The organism is Maritimibacter sp. 55A14 (assembly GCF_003122205.1).
Taxonomy (GTDB): domain Bacteria; phylum Pseudomonadota; class Alphaproteobacteria; order Rhodobacterales; family Rhodobacteraceae; genus QEYE01.
Genome location: NZ_QEYE01000004.1, coordinates 1 through 16,257, shown reverse-complemented (window position 1 = coordinate 16,257; position 16,257 = coordinate 1). Strand labels below are relative to the sequence as shown.

The following is a 16,257-nucleotide window of genomic DNA, read 5'->3' as shown; positions in this document are numbered from 1 at the left end:
CAAAATCTGAGGTGGGTCATGGGCGGTATCGGTAGCGGGCGACACTGGCAATTCGGGGCAGACACAACGGACGATTATCGCTCGATCGACATTCGGTGGTTGAAGCGTGAGGGGCTTCTGGATTCCGGGATCAGTCGCCGCATTACCTGGTCGCGCGGTGGCGAGGTGACAGGCTCGATCAATGTTCAGTCAGAGCCGGGGCGCGTGATCCTGGACTATCGCCATCGGGATCGAGGCGGGGAATGGCAATCCGAACGCTATCCCGTCTATCTCGATACCACGCCCTGCCACATGGGCGGCGAGCGGCATTGGTTCCTCTGCCCAGCTCGGGGCTGCGGTCGGCGCGTTGCCATCTTGTACGGCGGGGCCATCTTCGCCTGCCGCCATTGCTACCGGCTGGCCTATCCCTCTCAGCGTGAGGCTGACCGTGATCGAGCTGCACGGCGGGCAGATCGCATCCGCGACAAGATGGGCTGGCCTGGTGGCATCCTGGAAGGCGGCGATTGGGGCAAGCCCAAGGGGATGCACTGGCGCATCTATGAGCGGCTTTGCCGGGAACACGACGCCCTGTCAGATCGCGCCCTGGTCGGGATCATGGATCACCTGAACCGCCCAGTCGGGTTGTGAGTCGCTCCTAGAAAACAGCCGGAATAGATGAGCCACGCTGGTTGGTCATTGTCGAACTGAGGCAAAAAGCATAACTTAAGCATAGTGCGGCCCAAAGGATAACAGACATGGCGATTGCAGCTGAAAAGCCCGACCGAGCGCCCCTAGAGGGTTTTTTCCACGCGGCATCGTACGCCACTGGCTTTATGGCGGTCGGAATTATTGTCCTGTACTTTTCTGGAGGCGATGAGGTGGTCGCGCAGCTCAATGCTGAAATAAGCTTCTTTGCCTGGGGCGTGCTCGCGGGCATCGCGCTTTGCCTCACCATACTTAGCATTGCGTCCATTTTTGCAGTTCGCCGATTGAGCAAGCTGGTGGAACGAGACCGCGAGCAAACAAAACAGGCTATCAAATTATACAACGATCTTCCCGACTGACTTAGTTGCTCGCACGTGCCTCTACCCAACCCATACGACCGTGAAGAATTCGAGCGGCACGCAATTAGTGTGAATCCTAAGGACATGACGCCTGATGCGATCAATCGTGAGTTTAGGCACATAGGTACGGAGTTAGAAAAAGTCGAAGAAAACTTACCTGAACCGACACTCGGTCGTGATTGGTGGATCAGAGGAACAGCGGGGGTCTTGTTTCTCGTTGGCAGCGGCGTCGGGTTCTTTGTGCTTCCCCTAGGAGTTGCAGCAACGCTAGGCAGCATCGCATTGTTCTTTTACGGCACTGCTGAAGATATTTTGCGCGCTCAAGCAGCATTCTCTCATACCGCCGCCAGGAATCGGCTGCACCGGAGACGAAAAGCCCTTGAAAACGAAGCAACGCGGCGATTGCGAAAGCAGCCGCCTGAATGATGGACCACCTGAACCGCCTCTCAGGCCGTTTCTAAAATAGGCCGATTTAGGAGGGTGAAGATGGCAAGAAATAGGAACGTTAACTTCACATGCAGGCGGGCCGCACCTCTGCCCGGTTGTGTCTGAGGCCGTGCGAAGGTGGCAGGAAATAGGGGGGTCTTTCTTCGCATACCAGTCAGCTCGAAAACCGGCTGATTTTCCAAGGCATAACCCGTTCTAAAATGAGCTTGCGACCTTGGCAGGATATGGCGCTAGTATGCGCGTTTTGTCCGGCCTTCCCTCAGACGGAAAAAATGCATTTTTCAGTGTAGCAGAACGCCCCAAACCGCCCCGATAAATGGGGTCGGTTCGGCTTGGGGCTTTTCCGTTATCAAGGAAAGGTCAGGAGTGGTTTTTCCTAGGTCTCAGGCGGTGCCAGGTTAGGTGTGAAAGTTGCACAGTAAGCACTCTGTCAAATGTCCTCATCATCCGCGTCTGGAGGGGGTGGAGGGGCGCGAAGCCTTGCCTCGCGGGCTTTCCAGTCGCCAATGCTTTCGGCCCATGTCAGGGCCAAGCCATATCCGATCCATCCGATCACAACACTGTAGATCGCAACATGCAGATCCATGATCCAGTTGATGATCCGATTGACTCCCACCCAGTCTGTGGGGCCCACAGACTCCGGCCTGCACCATCCTTCGCCGCAGTCATAAAGGGCATATAACCAGAAACCATCGCGCGGCGAAGCAATGCCGTCCTGTAGCCATTCCAAGGCTTGTGCAGCAAGGGGAAGCGCAAGCCCAACCATAACCACGAACCCAAGAGCGAGCACATACGCCCAGAATGCAAACTGGGTGATCAGGATCAAAAAATCCTCAAACAAGTTCGAAATCTTTTCCATCATTCCATGAGACTCGCAGCTATCTTAAATCGTCGTTAATCTCCGCCTCGTGCCGCTTTCTGAAACGGCTGATTGCATCAAGCTCCCAATACTCTTGAAGCTTCTCTTCCGTCCGGGAGAATGGCACGCCCTTGCCTTCTTGTTTGATCCAAAGGCCATCAGCGTTCTTCTTCCACTCTCGGGAATAGTTGACCCAAGCGAAGGCAATGATTGCGCCGCCTATGACATACCCGACAAGCGGGGAGAACCATCCAAGTTCGCGGTATGCCAAGAAGATCACAATTGCGCCTATGCCGGTCAGCACGAAAGCTTTTGTAGCAACGCCTTCCTGTTTTGCCTCATAAACCGCAAGTTCGAGTTCGCTGAGGTAGCCTTGAACCTCTTCGGGCAAGTCCTCAACAGCCACCGCCGGGTGTTTCTCTTCGAGGCGGAAGGAATCGAGGTGCCGCTTCTCTTCTTCGGTTAGGTTGCCCTTGTATTCTTTGCGACGATACCAGGGCGTCCAGTCTTGCTCTTTCGCCATTGTGACTCCGAGGGGGGTAAAATCGGACCGTCTTTGAAAATCAGGCGCTTAGGTAAGCAGGCGCGGATTTACGTAACTACGTATTTGCGCGCTTGAGGTATTCCGCAAGGGCGGCTTCCAAAATGGCCTGGTGCGTCTGGTCGGTTTCGGCGGCATGAAGCCTGAGGCGCTTGTAGGTCTCGCCATCGCGGGCAAGCGTAAGCCGCTTCTCACCTGGGCGCTTCGCCGGTTTCTTGTCTTGAACTTCACCCTGCCCTGCCCCGCGTTGCGGTATGCCGGTGTCGGTCGGGCGGCTTTCGGTGTTCAACAGGCCATCGAGGGCCACGGGTTTCTTAGCCATCCAGAATCCCTTTCACGTAATCCCACACGGCGGCAATCTCTGCCCCCGCCTTCTGGTCGGTTGTTTCTGACACCCCCTGCCCGGTCGCGCCGGTTTCGGCATAGGCGACACGCTGCGCGATATTCACTGGGGTAACGCGGCCATGCTGCGCCAGGACGCGCGCGGCTTCCTCTGTGATCCGCGCACGCGGCGTTTGAGACAGGGCAAAGACAAATGGCACCTTAGCTTCATTCACGGCGGCAATGGTGGCCCCTACGGCTCGCAGGTCCTCCGGTGATGGGCGTACGGGGATCAGCACCAGGTCAGCGGCTTCCAGAGGCTCATTCAGCCATTCCGGGTGAGCTGGCGGCGTGTCGATAATGCAGAAATCGAATTGCGCCCTGGCGGCGTCCAACGTGGCGCGTAGCGCATGGGGGGCAGGGTCGCGCTCCAGCATGGCCGGGGTGTCAGCTTCCCGACCTTCCCACCACGCCCTGAGTGAGCCTTGTGGGTCCAGATCGAGGCAAAGCACCTTCCGGCCATCCAGAGCGGCGGCAACGGACAGGTTGCGGGCCAGTGTCGCTTTTTCGGCCCCGCCTTTTTGGGGGGCTATGAAGGTCGGTTTCATAGGTGCTTACTTCCTTAACAGATCGGCTATCGCTGCCACCACGGCGAATAACACAGCCCCGCCAAATGCCCCTCCGATCAACCTCCCGACAATCCGCGCAACCGGAACCAAATGAATATCTGAAAATCCGATGATTACAGAGAAAGCCATTCCGAAAAACACTCCATAGAGCGCCGCCTTTTGGACATTGAGCTTGCTAGGTGCCACTTAAGCCTCCGCTTCTGTCACCTTCTCACATTTGAGCGAAGCCGCAAACGCATAGCTCGGGCAGCTCGATGCGGCGCAGGAACGTGGCGAGCCGTGAATCAGACCTGAACGCTGAAATCAACGCATCCTGACCCTAGTGCATGCGCGCCTGGACGAGATATCCCTCAACACTATCCTCACCTAGGGCTCTAAGCGCTTCTAGGCGATGCAACCCTTCGAGCAGGACAAACCTGCCCTTGCCTGCCCTGAGCCGTATCGGCGTCGTCTGGCCGAGTTCGATAATGCTCTCGGCAATCTCTTCCACCTTTGCTGGGTCCAGCGTCTTCTTACGCTTTGCGGGTACATAGATTTCAGCGATGGGAAACTTTCTCTTTTTCAGCATACGCAAGCCATAGCATGGCTACGGTGAGAGGGCACTGGCCTTTACGTGATGCAGACAGCCGTATTGTTGGCGCGACGGTCTGCGTCCTGTGCCTAGAGTGCCGCTCCAATAACCATATCGGCCCACTGGTCCAATGCGGCAGCTCTTTGGGGCAACAAGTCACTCTGCTGGTAAACCCGTGCCACAGCGCTGGGCGCGCTGCCGGATGCCGCGTGGTTCTGGATACGGTCCACTACACCCTCAGAAACGCCAGCTGCGGCCAGCGCTGTAGCCATAGACCGCCGGAAATCATGCAACCGCCACGCTTTGAAATCTGGCCTCAAAAGGCCACCAAGTCGGGTCTTTGCCTTCGATATACCGGAGGTTGGTGTCTTGCCCGTGGTGGTAAAAACAAAGTCGCTTTCGCCGCGCTCAAGGTGCAGAGCCTCAATTTCTGCAAGGGCAGGCGGCGATAGATGCGTGATATGAGGGCGGCGGTTCTTTGTCTGCCGTCCGGTTAGCTCAAGGCAACGCCCGGTAATGTTGACGTTTGACCATCGAAGGGCGGCAATCTCGCCGCGCCTCTGGCCCGTCAGGATCAAGAGACGAAATAGTGGGCCAAAGAGGGGACCTAGTTCAAAGGTAGCGGTAAAAATCGCCTGAATTTCGGATAGACTCAGAACGCGGTCGCGCGGCATTTCACGGCCCGCACCCTCCAGAGCAAACCCGATATCACCCTGAATATAATCCCGCCGCGATGCCCAACCGGTGAAAGTACGCAGATATGCGCGGGTGCGATTGGCGTAAACGATACGCCCAGCGCTCGCGTGGGCATCGATTGCCGCCTGCAAATCCGCGCGAGTTAAATCCGTTATCGCCCTGTTGAGGTGCGGGCCAAGCGCCTTTCTCAACTCCCGTTCGACGGATTCCCCTGTGGCGAGGTTGGCGAGCCTTAGATCAGCGTAGCGCTCAATAACCTGTTCAACGGTCAGCAACGCAGCGGCGGCGCGTTCCGCGTCCAATTTGGCGCGATGAGTATCTGCTATCCGGTCTATTCCACGAGTGGCCTCGCTCTCGATTTCAAGCGCAGCGGCGCGTGCTTGCGCCAGACTCGTACCGGGCCACGCCCCAAGTGTATGCTTGCGTTTCGGGCCACCTTTGACCCGTTTCTCAAAAACCCAAGCTGCCTTGCGCTGTCCCACCCTCAGATGAAGGCCAGGACGCAGTGTGTCGGAGTATGTATCTCGACCGACCTCAGGTCGCTTGATGCTTTCGAGGAAGCGGTCTGTAAGTTTCCGTCGGTTCTTCGAAATGGGAGACATATGGGGGACAAAAATCGCTGGCTTCTACTGGATGGATAAGGAACACTCTAGATCAATATTGAATGGGGGACAATCATTTCTCCTCTTTAAAATAGGCAAAAATAGCGGCTTCCATGGAAGCAATAGGACGTCGCTGGACGAACAAAGGTTAAGGCAGCGCGCGGTATGAAAATTGACTTTTAATCAGTGGGTCGCAGGTTCGAATCCTGCACGGCTCACCACTTCTCATAAATTATCCTTTCCCTGCTTGGGGTTGGTGTCGGATTTGACGAACCTCTTGGGAAGGTTCGCCAAATTGCGCTCGCCGTTCGGGCGGGCGATGAGTTTCTCGATAGCGGAATCGGCCATGCCTTCGCGGCCAGCGGCCTCGGTGTAGCGCTGGATGAGCGCCAGCGTTTTGTGCCCGGTGACCGCGCCGATCTCATGCGCGGTGGCCCCGGCCTCGGCCAGACGGCGGGCGCAGGCTTTGCGGAGCCCATGGGCGGAACACTGGGGCAGCTTGGCATCTTCCGTCCAACGCTGCATGAGATTGCCCAGACCACCGGCAGAGCGCATCGTTCCCTTCTGCGTGGCCAGGAACGGACGGTCCTTCGGAAGCCTGTCCAGCACCTCGGCCAGGTCCGGGTGGATCGGGACGGAAACCAGCACACCGCCAGAGCGTTGCGTCTTCTGCCGCCGATACTCGATCTTGCCGTTTCGGATGTTCTTTGGCCCCAGCTTCACGGCATCGACGCGGGCCGCGCCAGTGTAGAGCATCAACGTCACCGCCGTATGCGCCAGCGTGCCGGGCTTGTGGGTCTTGAAGAACTGCGCCAGCTCGTCCTCGTCCCATGTATGGAAGCCATCGCCACCAACGCGGAAAGGCTTCGTCGCCCGCGCCGGATTATCGCCGCGCCAGTCCAGCGTGACCGCGAAATCCATCAACTGGATCAGCCGCTTGCGCAGGTTGTTAGCCGCCGTGGGGGTTTCGGCCTTCTCGGCCAGGATCGTCTGCACATGCCGCCGCTGCATCAGCCGCACCGGCTTGTCTCCATGCTCCTCCCGGAACTTCTCGACGATCCCGCGATAGACCTTCTGAGTGCTCGGCGCGAGATCAAGGAACTCGGGCGAGCGATACCAGAGCGCGACAAGCTGGCTGACACTGCAGGGCTTGGTCCGGTCCGCCCCAATCAAACCGCGCGTCTTGTGGCCGTTCACGGCGTCCTCGTAGCGTCGGATAAAATCCTCCGACCCGTAGTCGCTTCCAAGCTCCGCCGAGAACCCACCCTTTCGAAACCGCCAACGTCGCTTCCCGTGCCGGTCGAAATAGGCCGTCGCGCCGGGAAACTGCTTGCGGCGCTTCACGGGCGATCCCATGGGTTGTTGACCTCGTCGGTCTGCTTCTCGGTGCTGTAGATCACTACCTTACCGTCGCGGCTGATCTCGGACCGCACGACCGGAATGCCCGCGTCCCTGTACGCCTTGAGGTATCGTGTCAATTCGCACTGCGTCAGCGTCGCACGGGGCATGGCCATGGGGTTTCCTTCCACGTTAGAGGCTTTGGTGCCGCGGCTCGCCCAGGGGCAGGCTCGACTGGTCGCTGTCAGGGCGTTTGACCTTGGTCGCGTTGCGCTGGAACCGCTCCCAACCACTCATGGTTAGCAACTTGGTCTTCGCAGAAATCTCTACGAATTCCAGCCGACCGTCGTTCATCAACGCGCGAACTTGCGCGGCGCTCAGTCCAATGAGGTCACCAAGCTCTTTCGGTGAAAGCAGTTTTTCCTGTGCCAAAACCCTCTCCTTTTCATAAGGTAGCGCGAATCGGGTTGAATGCGCTCAAGCGTCATGGTCCGATAACGAAACACAACGAATAGCGTTCATTTGTGCGCATAGCATTCATATGGACGCAGCCGCAAGTGGATTGCTGTCGAAAATGGCGGATCGTCCGTATGACTACCTGAGCGCCTTAGGCGCGCGCATCGCGATTGCGCGCAACGAGCTTGGTATGTCTCAGGCGAAATTGGCCGAAGCGCTCGGAATCTCGCTCCGCGCCTACCAGAGCTATGAACTGGGCAAGCGCTCGATCCCGGTGGAAGCGCTGGTCGAACTGCACCGCCAGTACCAGGTGGACCTGAACTGGATCCTCTTGGGGGCCGAAGCCGTGCGACTGGAGCATGACCTGACCGCACTGGAAGAATTCGAGGTCGCGCTGGACAGGTACCTGTCCGGCAGCGGAACCAAGCTGAAAAGCGAAAAGCGCGGGGCGATTGCGGCGCGCTGGTACCGGTCCTTTCTGGAAGGGAAGGAAATCGCCATGGACGACGTCCACACCTGGATCGAGCTGTTGAGAGAGTAACGAATGGACCTGAGGCAACCCGAGGCGTGGCAGCGCCACCAATTGGCGACAACCGAGCGAATGCAGGCCGATATCGGTCGCTACACGCGCCCGGTGATGAACATTATGGGCACCGTTTCACTGGTTTACTTGCTGACCTGGGGGCCACTCTGCGTGTTTTGGGAGGTGGGAAACATGCCCTGGCTCCCCCTCCTGACCACCGCCCTCTCCGGCCTCGTTGTGGCGATGACCTTCCCGGCCTTCGCATTGGCGGTCGGGATCGAAAGATACTTCCATCACCGCCTGAAGGCATAAACAAATCGCAACCAAGGCAGTATAAGTCAGAGAACATGGCGTTTGGAGTTTTCATTCATCGGACCGATTCAATCTATGATGACGTTCCCTCGGAACGATATCAGTTTCCGAAACAGTACCTGACGCGCGCTCAGCAGTGTGAGGGTGACTGGATTGTCTATCTCGAACCCAGCAAGGTCCAGAACACCAAGGGCTATTTCGCGGTAGCAAAAGTGCAGGAAATCATTGGCGATTCCAGGGCTAAAGACATGCACTTGGCCATCATCGAACCTGGTACATACCTCGATTTTGGTGACTCAGTACCCTTTCGCAAAGCCGATGAAATTGTTGAGCAAGGCCTGCTGAATGATTGCGGTAAAATCTCAGGTCGCGCTCAGGCCGCTGTACGGACGGTTTCTCCAGAGGACTTCATTCGGATCCTTGAACGTGGCCTCGGGCGGAATGACGATGTTCTGCCGCGCATCGATCAGGGCTTGCAAACCGGTGGTTTTCATGAAGCCCAAGACCCCTTTCATCACCTTTCAGCCCGCGACCGCATCAATCAACTGACCAACCGAGCTGTCCGAGACCGGAACTTCAGAAAGAACGTCCTTCGCGCCTATGGCGAACGCTGTGCAATAACAGGATTGCGGTTAATCAATGGTGGTGGTCGCGCTGAAGCGGAGGCGGCACATATCAGGCCGGTGGAGCATGAAGGCCCGGACATTGTAAGCAACGGACTCGCGCTGTCTGGAACCGCCCATTGGATGTTTGATCGAGGATTGGTCGGATTAGCTGACGACCTCACCATCCTTGTTTCCCGTCAGAGCAACGATCTGGATACAGTTAGGGGTATGATAAACGCTTCCGGCAGATTATTGGCCCCGGAACGCCTTGCAAACCGACCCAGGTCAGAGTTTGTGACTTGGCACAGGGAAAACTGTTTCAAGCAATAGCGGCCGGGGCCAAACACTTGCCAAGAGCCTGAATGCCGCGCTGTGGGTTTCGCGATGTCGCCACGCCTGCGCCGCGCAGCATTACCATCAAGGTAAAGATCGGTTCGGGAAGTCGACATTTGCATTGAGAGGATCATCAAATGCGCTTTCGACGACATCAGGGGCGTTGGGATTTGGTTCATCGACATTGACTGTAACCAATCATTAGGAACGTTTTAGGCTTTTGGAGGCTCTATTGCAGGATCGATATGTGGGTGATGTCGGCGACTTTGTGAAGCTCGGGCTGTTGAGGGCTATATCTCCGGGGCGAAAGCTCGGGGTGATTTGGTACAGGTATCCGAATGAAAATCATAACAAGGATGGGCGGCATGTTTCCTACCTTGAGCAACCAGATCGGTATTCTCACCTTGATCGAGAGCTGTTTGATCACCTGGGACAGCTGGTCGCTGAGAGCCGTACAATCAAATCCTTGCTTCCAGCGCTTGGGGACGTACGCTCGTTCGATGAAAGTATAGACCTCGCGAGCGTTCCTCCACGCGAAAGACGAGAGTGGCGGAATGAATGGCTGTCACGGGCGCTCGATGAAGTTTCGGGCTGCGACGTTGTATTCGCCGACCCGGACAACGGTATCGTAGACGATGCGGATTGGCGAAAAGGACAAGCCAAGTTCGGGAAGCAAATGCCCCTTGGGGAGGTTCGTGCCATCGCTCAGGGGCGGTGTGCTGTCATCTACCACCACAACACGCGGCGGGCTGGTGGTCACGACGCAGAAGTGGATCATTGGCTGGAACAGTTTGACACGCCGGGTATCGCGGTTCGGGCGACTGCGTACAGCCCGCGCACTTTTTTTGTGCTCAACCCCGATCTGGAAATTGAGGAGCGGGTAGAAGAATTTTGTACAAAGTGGAGAAGCATTCGAGTCCGACTTCACGAAGTCTTTGGGAGGTGAAAACGAGAATTGAGTCTAATTGAGAAACCCATTTCCACGAGACAAGCACACTTTTCGGTAGCTTTCAAACTTTTGGCACTTTGCATCACGTGCAGCCCAACCTACCCGCTATTTGTCAATCAACGGTTCGTCAAGACGCTGTCGTAGTTCGATGATCATCGCCGCCTGGCTATCGATCTCGCGCTGAAGGTTTTCCACGACCGCCTCAGTGTTGGATAGTTTAGTAGAGATCCCTGAAATATCGCGTGTAGCTTGGGCCGACAACGAACGTATATTGTCCTCATACTTGGTCACGGCGTCACGATAGGACCCCCATAAGCTGAAAATTGCTAAAAAACCAAAAACAGTCGTTGCCAAGCCAAAACCAGACAAAATTCTCACTAAGTTTCTTGATTCCTTTGCAGCCTTTGCAGCAGATTTCGCAGTGTCCCGCAGCTCTCTTAAAACGCTCGCAATTGAACTACGGATTCCGATTTTTCCAGGTTTTTTTTGAAATTTTCTCCACCAAGCCCGGTCAACATTATCGATGACAGCACGGTAGGGTCTCGAAGACTTCCTTATCGCCTCCTCAATATCCTCAAGTTCCGAGTTTGACGGTGGCTCTCCAAGCAGTGGGTGTGAGGTTGTCTTTGTGAACTCGATCCAGATAAGCCCTTCATCTGTAGGAACCTCGTAATCTTCATCGGTTAGATTGTGTATTGGAATACACAATTTACCCCAATAACCAGGATCGACCAACGGACCAGTTCCAAGAAGAAGCCCACGATGCACATGGCGTATCTGAAGATTGAACCTAACTGCAATGTAGGGCGGCAGACGAAAGTAAATGTCGCTTTCAACAAATACGATCGAATTCGCAGGAAAAGTAAGGAACTTGCTTTTTCTTGATAGAACCGATTTTGGCTCAATTTGGCCAGGATCGAATTGGTAAGCTTTCTCACCAATACGTCCTTCGTAAGAAGCACCTTTCAGCCTGTGAACGCCCTTGGGTTTTTCACCGGTTACTCTCTTTTCAAAACTGAAAGGGTAAATCATACCCGTTTTTTCGAAGTATCGGGCAATATCATCCGCCGAGAGAAGCGACGGTGGTATATCCTTTAGCGGGTCAGAAACCCCGCCACCTTTCGGCGGCGCTCTATGTTGCGATGCTCGGTCGATAACGGCCCTTTCGGAGTCATCCCGTAGGAACAATTCGAGCCGATCCTTTTCACTATGTGTGAGGGGCTCCCAACTTTTCTTCGCCTCATTCACTTCGGGCATTTGGAAGATCGTATGTTTGCGAGTTCAGGTTTTCCAAAACTCCGAACACCGAGAACCCGAGCCAATCAACTGTGCGACTAAGATCGGTCTCGACCTGCGCCACAAAACGAGAAAGCTGACTGCTCGGATCTGTTAGGTCTTCCGGCAAACCTACATAGTCTAAATGATTCATAACCAAACGAGTTGGCCTGTTTGATTGGATGGCACGCTTTACAACTTCGGAATCGAACTTACCCACACGACGCAGATTTTTCGTTACGGTCGTATACTCCCTCAAGTCTTCCGACCGGCCGGTTACGTTGGCAACTTCGTCCCAGCTGATTTCGTTCTTGAGCGGCCCTGACTCGCCAGCAACTCGGATTGGGAACGAACGTGTTACCAGGGTAACATCGTCAACATCTAATGGACTTAGGCCAGTTTCCGCTAAAGCTCCTGCTGCTGTCGTCGTCCTCGCGGTCGCTTTGGGCCAATAACCCCCATCGAGCAAGGAAAGCCCGAAGCCCTGTGAGCCTTCTACGATGATCCGGTCTCCGCGATCAGCCTTTGCTCTCAAAAGCTCAGTTGTATCACAGACCGTAGCAGGCATGTTTTCCCATGACTTGGCTTCCAGAGCGGGGATGGCATGTAGGGCAATGTTGCTTGCCCCCCGAGCAACACGAGCCATCACAGCGGCCCCAACGCCGCTGCCGGTTGAGCCGATTGCGCCAATGAGGTCTGCATTCGCTTCCCAGAGCTTGTGCTCTTCCGTGATGATCTGTGCGTTTTCGCTGATGAATATGCGGTCTTCTGGGTAGTCTAGAGCCTTGATTTCCTTTCGCAAAACATCAAGGTCCAAGTAAGATCCGGCAGGAAACACAACGTCAACATTTCGATCTATGCAACCGGCTGGTAGCTGCCTCAGGGCGAACCTTTTGCCTTGCTTGTCATAGCCGGTGTGGCCCGAGTTAGGGCCCCCGACCCGGACAAGAGTGACATCAGTTTCCTGTGATCTTCGCGCGAGCTCTAGCGCTACTTTGCCTTTGCCCTCTGACCCAAACTGACCGCCTACGACGATTGAGACAGGCATGGATTTTCCCCGAAGTACTGCTCGATTGCGCGAATCATAGCACGTTCCGAATCGCCTTTTCCAGCATCGTTTGAGATCGTGATGTGCGCGAGGTCGCGCAGAGTAGAGACCTCGCGTTCTACTTCGGAACTGGATGCCACCTTGAAAGAGGTCCGTTCCGCTGCTTCATCAGCCTTGCCTCTTAACACAAACCGATGCTCTCGGGTCTTTTCGTCGGTATCCACGAATAAGTGCATGAAATTAAGCCCGAATCTCTCGACAAGGTATGAGTGATCGGTGGCGAAGCGAAGGCCGTCGACAACAATCCGTTTGCTGCCCTTGACCCTTTCCAAGGTGCGTGCAGCGAGTTCTCTTTGGCGACCGCTTTGGTTCAGCTCTGCGCCGATTGCCTGGCGGTTTGATCTAGAGAGCTCTAACCCCCGCTCGATAAGGAGCTCATCGATGACGAGGCTGAACCTTGTGTACGCGTAACCATTTTGTTCGAGAATTCTCGCCAAGGTCGTTTTCCCAGCGGCAATCGGACCACTGATACCGATCACCACTGGTCGATCCTGGCACTTCAAGGCCGGAATCACTAGTGGCGGTTCATTTTGGGTGCCGAGTTCCTCAACTAGTCCGGCAAGGTGGAAGGTGCCCACTAGAGCTGACGTTACCGCATCCAGTTCATCATGAGAGACAGTATCCGAGGTAAACTCGCCATCCAGGCCAAATTCTTGAAGGCCTTCTTGAAGCCATTGAATGCCTGCACCCTTGCGCGGAATTCGCATGATGTCCTGTGCCGCACCAGGGTAGCTTTCAATTACCGGTATCCCCATTTCTCTAAGAGTTTCGGCAATCAATATTCCACGGGCTGTTAGTTTCTGCATGCTTGGCAGAAGACAAGGATAGACGTTGACACCTCTGCGTTTCAATTCACGTTCGCATTCACGCATGATGCCGATTTCTTCCCTCTTGGGATCATCGTCGAACACTGAGGTACGACCGTACGGTAGGCACAATGGTGAGTCGATCGAGACCAAATCCGGCTTGGCGTTCACTGTTTTAGCTAAAATTTCTTGATCCGAACGGATTAATTCGGTCTTAGTCTTCCTGCCATCGAGTAGGCACCAACCGCTGGCTCTGGCTTCAGAGCCGGTCAAGTCGATCCCTACAATGCGCGCTTTAGCTGCGGAACAATCCGAAAAGATATCTTCGAAGGTGTGTCTGATCGTGAGGTTTCGATTTTTTTTGATCGTTTTTGGGTCGATTTCTGTCCAGTTCTGAGGGGCCGCCCAGTCGGAGAATCTTACATCTTGGCTGAAGAGATCCTTTTGCACCCCAAGGCGGTTGAGCACTTTATCAAGAATATATCCCATCGCTGCGATATCAGCGCGGTTGTACTGAAGAAGTTGCTTTAGTGCTTCGTGGTCCCCTCTCAAATACCGATGCCAGAGTAGTACGGCAGCGAAACCGTCAATCCCATATATTGAATGACGTATCGATATGCCCAGTTCCTGCTCAATCGCTTTCTGCCCGCCTGTTAGGCCAACACGTCGCGCCAAGTACATTAGGTCGACGTGTCGGGGCGGTAGATTGACCCCGGGGAATTCATTTCGGATGAAACGTTCGTCAAAACGGATTCCGTTGAAAGTGATCATTACCTTCGCTCTGTCGAATGCTCCGCATAGCGAGGCATCCGCGTCACCTTTGACGAAGCTATGGCTGCGTCCACCCAAGCTCCAACCAATGACAGTGATCTCATCGTAGTAGTGGCTTAGTCCGGTGGTTTCGATATCTAGAAAGAGAACCTCGTCTGGGCGATGAAGGCACATAGCAAGCGTGTCCCTAAGATACTTGGACAGTTTCGAAGGAGGTTTCGGTTCAGTTCGGGTCATGTAGTCTTTGTAGCTCGCTAAAGTTTGCTATCTTTTTCGATGAGTATTGGCCTTTTGAAGGCACTACTGTCAGCATTACACCATGTGCGCCCGATCCAGAAATGGTGCATGAACTGCCATTCCGGGCCATCCTATACGGAAAACTCCCTGATAAGCTTGATCAAAGGTTCAGCTTCATGGCGATCTGCCGCCCGAAGTGCCGCGATGTAGCGCGCGCGGTGGTCGCTGTCTGCTGTGAGTGTCCCGCCGCCCGACCAGTCTAGGAAGATATCCGGATCAATCGTGGCCAGGTAGGCATCTGCCATGATCCGCGCCCAACGACCGTTGCCGTTCGCGAACGGGTGGACCCAAACCAGCTTGTGGTGGAAGCGCGCAGTGGCCTCCAGCGGCTCGTAGGTGCCGTTCTCGCGCCAGTAACGGGCATCGTCCAAGCAGGTGCGCATCTCAGTTGAGATGTGCCAGACCGGCACGCCGATGTTCTTCTCGGTCAGGCGACAAACGCCCGCCCAGTCCCAGACCTTGCCGAACAAGCGCTTGTGGACGTCGCGGGCGGCATCGTCGGTCAGGACATCGAAGGACTTGGGCCGCCTCTCCAGCCAGGTCAGCCCTTCGATGATGTTTTCGCCTTCCAGCTCGTTCAGCTCGCCGCGCGTGGTGATGTGCTTGGCCTTGAGGCCAAGCAGCTCATCAGGTGTGAGCGGGGTCGCGCCGGTAGGTTCGTGCAATTCCAGAGTCACTTCCAAAAGTCCCTCGGCATCTCACGGGCGATTTCGACCGCCAGTTCCTCAATCATTTCTTCCTGGCTGCGCAGGCCTTCGGCCTGCTCTTCCAAGGCCATGTGCGCGCGGGTGCGCTGGATGATACGCTTGGCCTTATTGCGCGCTTGGGCCATGACGATGTCGTCGACCGTCCCCTCGCGCGGGACGATCGCATAGACGAGTTTGCCGCCCATGGCTTCAGCCATCTTGTCGAGTTGGTTCAAGGAAATAGTACCTGCCTGTTCGTTCTGGATCGAGCTGTAGACACTGTTTCGCGATATTCCCAGTCGCTCGGCCAGAGCGGCCGCACTCATGCCGATTGCCTCCTGGAAGGTCGCAATCCAGCCACCCAGTGGCTTTTCGAAGGCGGAAACCGCTTGGGCGGCCCGATTGATTTTGCCTTCGGCTTGTCGTTGTTTTGCGCGCGAGACGGACATTTGCCAACCTATAGCATTGCATTCATGCTAATTTTGTAATACCGATATATGGCATTGGCATGAAATATACAATACTAAAGTATTGCAAAATAGAGTATTTCATCATACCACAGCTTGGCAATCTGACCCATCAAGCTTTGCCGATCACATTCTAAACCGCGCTTGCAGGCATTTGCACTTTCTCCCCGACCGTAAGTTCCTTCGCATCCACGCCCAGTTCCCGGATCACGTACCCGTTGCTCCACTTGCGGATATTCCGCATGTAGCCATTCCCTTCGGCGTCCATGAACAGGCAGCGGATATTCTGATAGTCGCCCCAGACGCCCGCGATGGCAACGAGCGGAACACCTTCGGGCAAGCTGTCCACCTTATCAAAATTGCGATAGTCGATGCCGTAGTCGCGGGCTTGATGATAGCTCATGGTGAAGTGGTCGTGTGCAAACCTCATTGGTTTCCCTTTCTCGTTAAAGTCCCAGGCCATGGTTGTGGCCCCGTTCGATCTGCTGCTCCCTCAGCTCCGTCTCAGCCTCTCTTCGGCGGCCTTCGCTAAGCTCAAGCTCTTCTGCAACTGATCGTCCAGCGCGTTGTAGGTCGCCTCTTCGTTCAACAAGCCCCGCAAGGCCGTCATTGATGCGGCCTG

Annotated in this window: 23 protein-coding genes; 6 read left to right on the top strand and 17 right to left on the bottom strand. The window is 55.4% G+C overall.

Annotated elements, in window-relative coordinates:
- The first annotated feature begins 18 nt into the window (after positions 1 to 18).
- The 3 genes from DDZ14_RS04325 to DDZ14_RS19340 all read left to right on the top strand — a co-directional run bounded on the left by DDZ14_RS04325 (position 19) and on the right by DDZ14_RS19340 (position 1,469).
- Positions 19 to 627, top strand: coding sequence for a hypothetical protein (locus DDZ14_RS04325; protein ID WP_109423723.1), 609 nt, complete (start codon positions 19 to 21; stop codon positions 625 to 627).
- Positions 628 to 734: 107 nt separating this feature from the next.
- A complete protein-coding gene (locus DDZ14_RS04320; RefSeq protein ID WP_146193084.1) occupies positions 735 to 1,043 on the top strand; it encodes a hypothetical protein in 309 nt (102 codons plus the stop codon).
- Between the two features lie 84 nt (positions 1,044 to 1,127).
- Positions 1,128 to 1,469, top strand: a complete 342-nt coding sequence (locus DDZ14_RS19340) for a hypothetical protein (RefSeq protein WP_146193083.1) — start codon at positions 1,128 to 1,130, stop codon at positions 1,467 to 1,469.
- Positions 1,470 to 1,920: 451 nt separating this feature from the next.
- Here DDZ14_RS19340 and DDZ14_RS04315 read toward each other — a convergent pair whose 3' ends face one another.
- The 10 genes from DDZ14_RS04315 to DDZ14_RS04280 form a co-directional block, all read right to left on the bottom strand.
- The gene (locus DDZ14_RS04315; protein ID WP_109423721.1) at positions 1,921 to 2,352 is read right to left on the bottom strand and encodes a hypothetical protein; all 432 of its coding nucleotides are present in this window, start codon (positions 2,350 to 2,352) and stop codon (positions 1,921 to 1,923) included.
- A gap of 16 nt (positions 2,353 to 2,368) precedes the next feature.
- The gene (locus DDZ14_RS04310; protein WP_109423720.1) at positions 2,369 to 2,872 is read right to left on the bottom strand and encodes a hypothetical protein; all 504 of its coding nucleotides are present in this window, start codon (positions 2,870 to 2,872) and stop codon (positions 2,369 to 2,371) included.
- A 76-nt stretch (positions 2,873 to 2,948) separates the two neighbouring features.
- Positions 2,949 to 3,212, bottom strand: coding sequence for a CopG family transcriptional regulator (locus DDZ14_RS04305; RefSeq protein WP_199221288.1), 264 nt, complete (start codon positions 3,210 to 3,212; stop codon positions 2,949 to 2,951).
- On the bottom strand, positions 3,205 to 3,819 hold the full coding sequence (locus DDZ14_RS04300) for a ParA family protein (RefSeq protein WP_109423719.1): 615 nt from the start codon (positions 3,817 to 3,819) through the stop codon (positions 3,205 to 3,207). The genes DDZ14_RS04305 and DDZ14_RS04300 overlap by 8 nt, the downstream gene beginning before the upstream one ends.
- Before the next feature lie 6 nt (positions 3,820 to 3,825).
- The gene (locus tag DDZ14_RS19335; protein WP_146193082.1) at positions 3,826 to 4,026 is read right to left on the bottom strand and encodes a hypothetical protein; all 201 of its coding nucleotides are present in this window, start codon (positions 4,024 to 4,026) and stop codon (positions 3,826 to 3,828) included.
- Between the two features lie 133 nt (positions 4,027 to 4,159).
- Positions 4,160 to 4,408, bottom strand: a complete 249-nt coding sequence (locus DDZ14_RS04295; protein ID WP_109423718.1) for a ParB N-terminal domain-containing protein — start codon at positions 4,406 to 4,408, stop codon at positions 4,160 to 4,162.
- A gap of 92 nt (positions 4,409 to 4,500) precedes the next feature.
- The gene (locus DDZ14_RS04290) at positions 4,501 to 5,709 is read right to left on the bottom strand and encodes a site-specific integrase (RefSeq protein ID WP_109423717.1); all 1,209 of its coding nucleotides are present in this window, start codon (positions 5,707 to 5,709) and stop codon (positions 4,501 to 4,503) included.
- A gap of 225 nt (positions 5,710 to 5,934) precedes the next feature.
- Entirely contained in the window at positions 5,935 to 7,065 is a 1,131-nt protein-coding gene (xerC, locus tag DDZ14_RS04285) for a tyrosine recombinase XerC (protein ID WP_109423716.1), read from the bottom strand.
- Positions 7,050 to 7,223 (bottom strand): hypothetical protein, encoded by a 174-nt coding sequence (locus DDZ14_RS19625; protein WP_158275459.1) that lies wholly within the window; start codon positions 7,221 to 7,223, stop codon positions 7,050 to 7,052. The genes xerC and DDZ14_RS19625 overlap by 16 nt, the downstream gene beginning before the upstream one ends.
- A 16-nt stretch (positions 7,224 to 7,239) precedes the next feature.
- Positions 7,240 to 7,479, bottom strand: coding sequence for a hypothetical protein (locus DDZ14_RS04280; protein WP_109423715.1), 240 nt, complete (start codon positions 7,477 to 7,479; stop codon positions 7,240 to 7,242).
- A 109-nt stretch (positions 7,480 to 7,588) separates the two neighbouring features.
- Here DDZ14_RS04280 and DDZ14_RS04275 point away from each other — a divergent pair, with 109 nt between their 5' ends.
- The 3 genes from DDZ14_RS04275 to DDZ14_RS04265 are packed head-to-tail and all read left to right on the top strand — an operon-like array spanning position 7,589 to position 9,273.
- Positions 7,589 to 8,044, top strand: a complete 456-nt coding sequence (locus tag DDZ14_RS04275) for a helix-turn-helix domain-containing protein (protein WP_233252478.1) — start codon at positions 7,589 to 7,591, stop codon at positions 8,042 to 8,044.
- A gap of 3 nt (positions 8,045 to 8,047) precedes the next feature.
- Positions 8,048 to 8,338, top strand: coding sequence for a hypothetical protein (locus tag DDZ14_RS04270; protein WP_109423713.1), 291 nt, complete (start codon positions 8,048 to 8,050; stop codon positions 8,336 to 8,338).
- Positions 8,339 to 8,373: 35 nt separating this feature from the next.
- Positions 8,374 to 9,273, top strand: a complete 900-nt coding sequence (locus tag DDZ14_RS04265; protein ID WP_109423712.1) for an HNH endonuclease — start codon at positions 8,374 to 8,376, stop codon at positions 9,271 to 9,273.
- A gap of 568 nt (positions 9,274 to 9,841) precedes the next feature.
- On the opposite strand, the gene DDZ14_RS19330 is transcribed toward DDZ14_RS04265, so the two are convergent.
- The 7 genes from DDZ14_RS19330 to DDZ14_RS04230 all read right to left on the bottom strand — a co-directional run bounded on the left by DDZ14_RS19330 (position 9,842) and on the right by DDZ14_RS04230 (position 16,098).
- On the bottom strand, positions 9,842 to 10,204 hold the full coding sequence (locus tag DDZ14_RS19330; protein ID WP_146193081.1) for a hypothetical protein: 363 nt from the start codon (positions 10,202 to 10,204) through the stop codon (positions 9,842 to 9,844).
- Positions 10,205 to 10,330: 126 nt separating this feature from the next.
- A complete protein-coding gene (locus tag DDZ14_RS19325) occupies positions 10,331 to 11,482 on the bottom strand; it encodes a hypothetical protein (RefSeq protein ID WP_146193080.1) in 1,152 nt (383 codons plus the stop codon).
- Positions 11,466 to 12,548 carry an adenylosuccinate synthetase gene (locus DDZ14_RS04250; RefSeq protein WP_109423709.1) on the bottom strand — a complete coding sequence of 361 codons (1,083 nt, stop codon included), beginning with the start codon at positions 12,546 to 12,548 and terminating at the stop codon, positions 11,466 to 11,468. Before DDZ14_RS04250 ends, DDZ14_RS19325 begins: the two co-directional genes overlap by 17 nt.
- The gene (locus DDZ14_RS04245) at positions 12,527 to 14,422 is read right to left on the bottom strand and encodes a ribonuclease H-like domain-containing protein (RefSeq protein WP_109423708.1); all 1,896 of its coding nucleotides are present in this window, start codon (positions 14,420 to 14,422) and stop codon (positions 12,527 to 12,529) included. Before DDZ14_RS04245 ends, DDZ14_RS04250 begins: the two co-directional genes overlap by 22 nt.
- A gap of 131 nt (positions 14,423 to 14,553) precedes the next feature.
- The gene (locus DDZ14_RS04240; RefSeq protein ID WP_233252491.1) at positions 14,554 to 15,159 is read right to left on the bottom strand and encodes a mobile mystery protein B; all 606 of its coding nucleotides are present in this window, start codon (positions 15,157 to 15,159) and stop codon (positions 14,554 to 14,556) included.
- Complete coding sequence (locus DDZ14_RS04235; protein ID WP_109423707.1) at positions 15,156 to 15,617, bottom strand: mobile mystery protein A; 462 nt, start codon at positions 15,615 to 15,617, stop codon at positions 15,156 to 15,158. Before DDZ14_RS04235 ends, DDZ14_RS04240 begins: the two co-directional genes overlap by 4 nt.
- Before the next feature lie 151 nt (positions 15,618 to 15,768).
- Complete coding sequence (locus tag DDZ14_RS04230; protein WP_233252477.1) at positions 15,769 to 16,098, bottom strand: hypothetical protein; 330 nt, start codon at positions 16,096 to 16,098, stop codon at positions 15,769 to 15,771.
- Between the last annotated feature and the right edge of the window lie 159 nt (positions 16,099 to 16,257).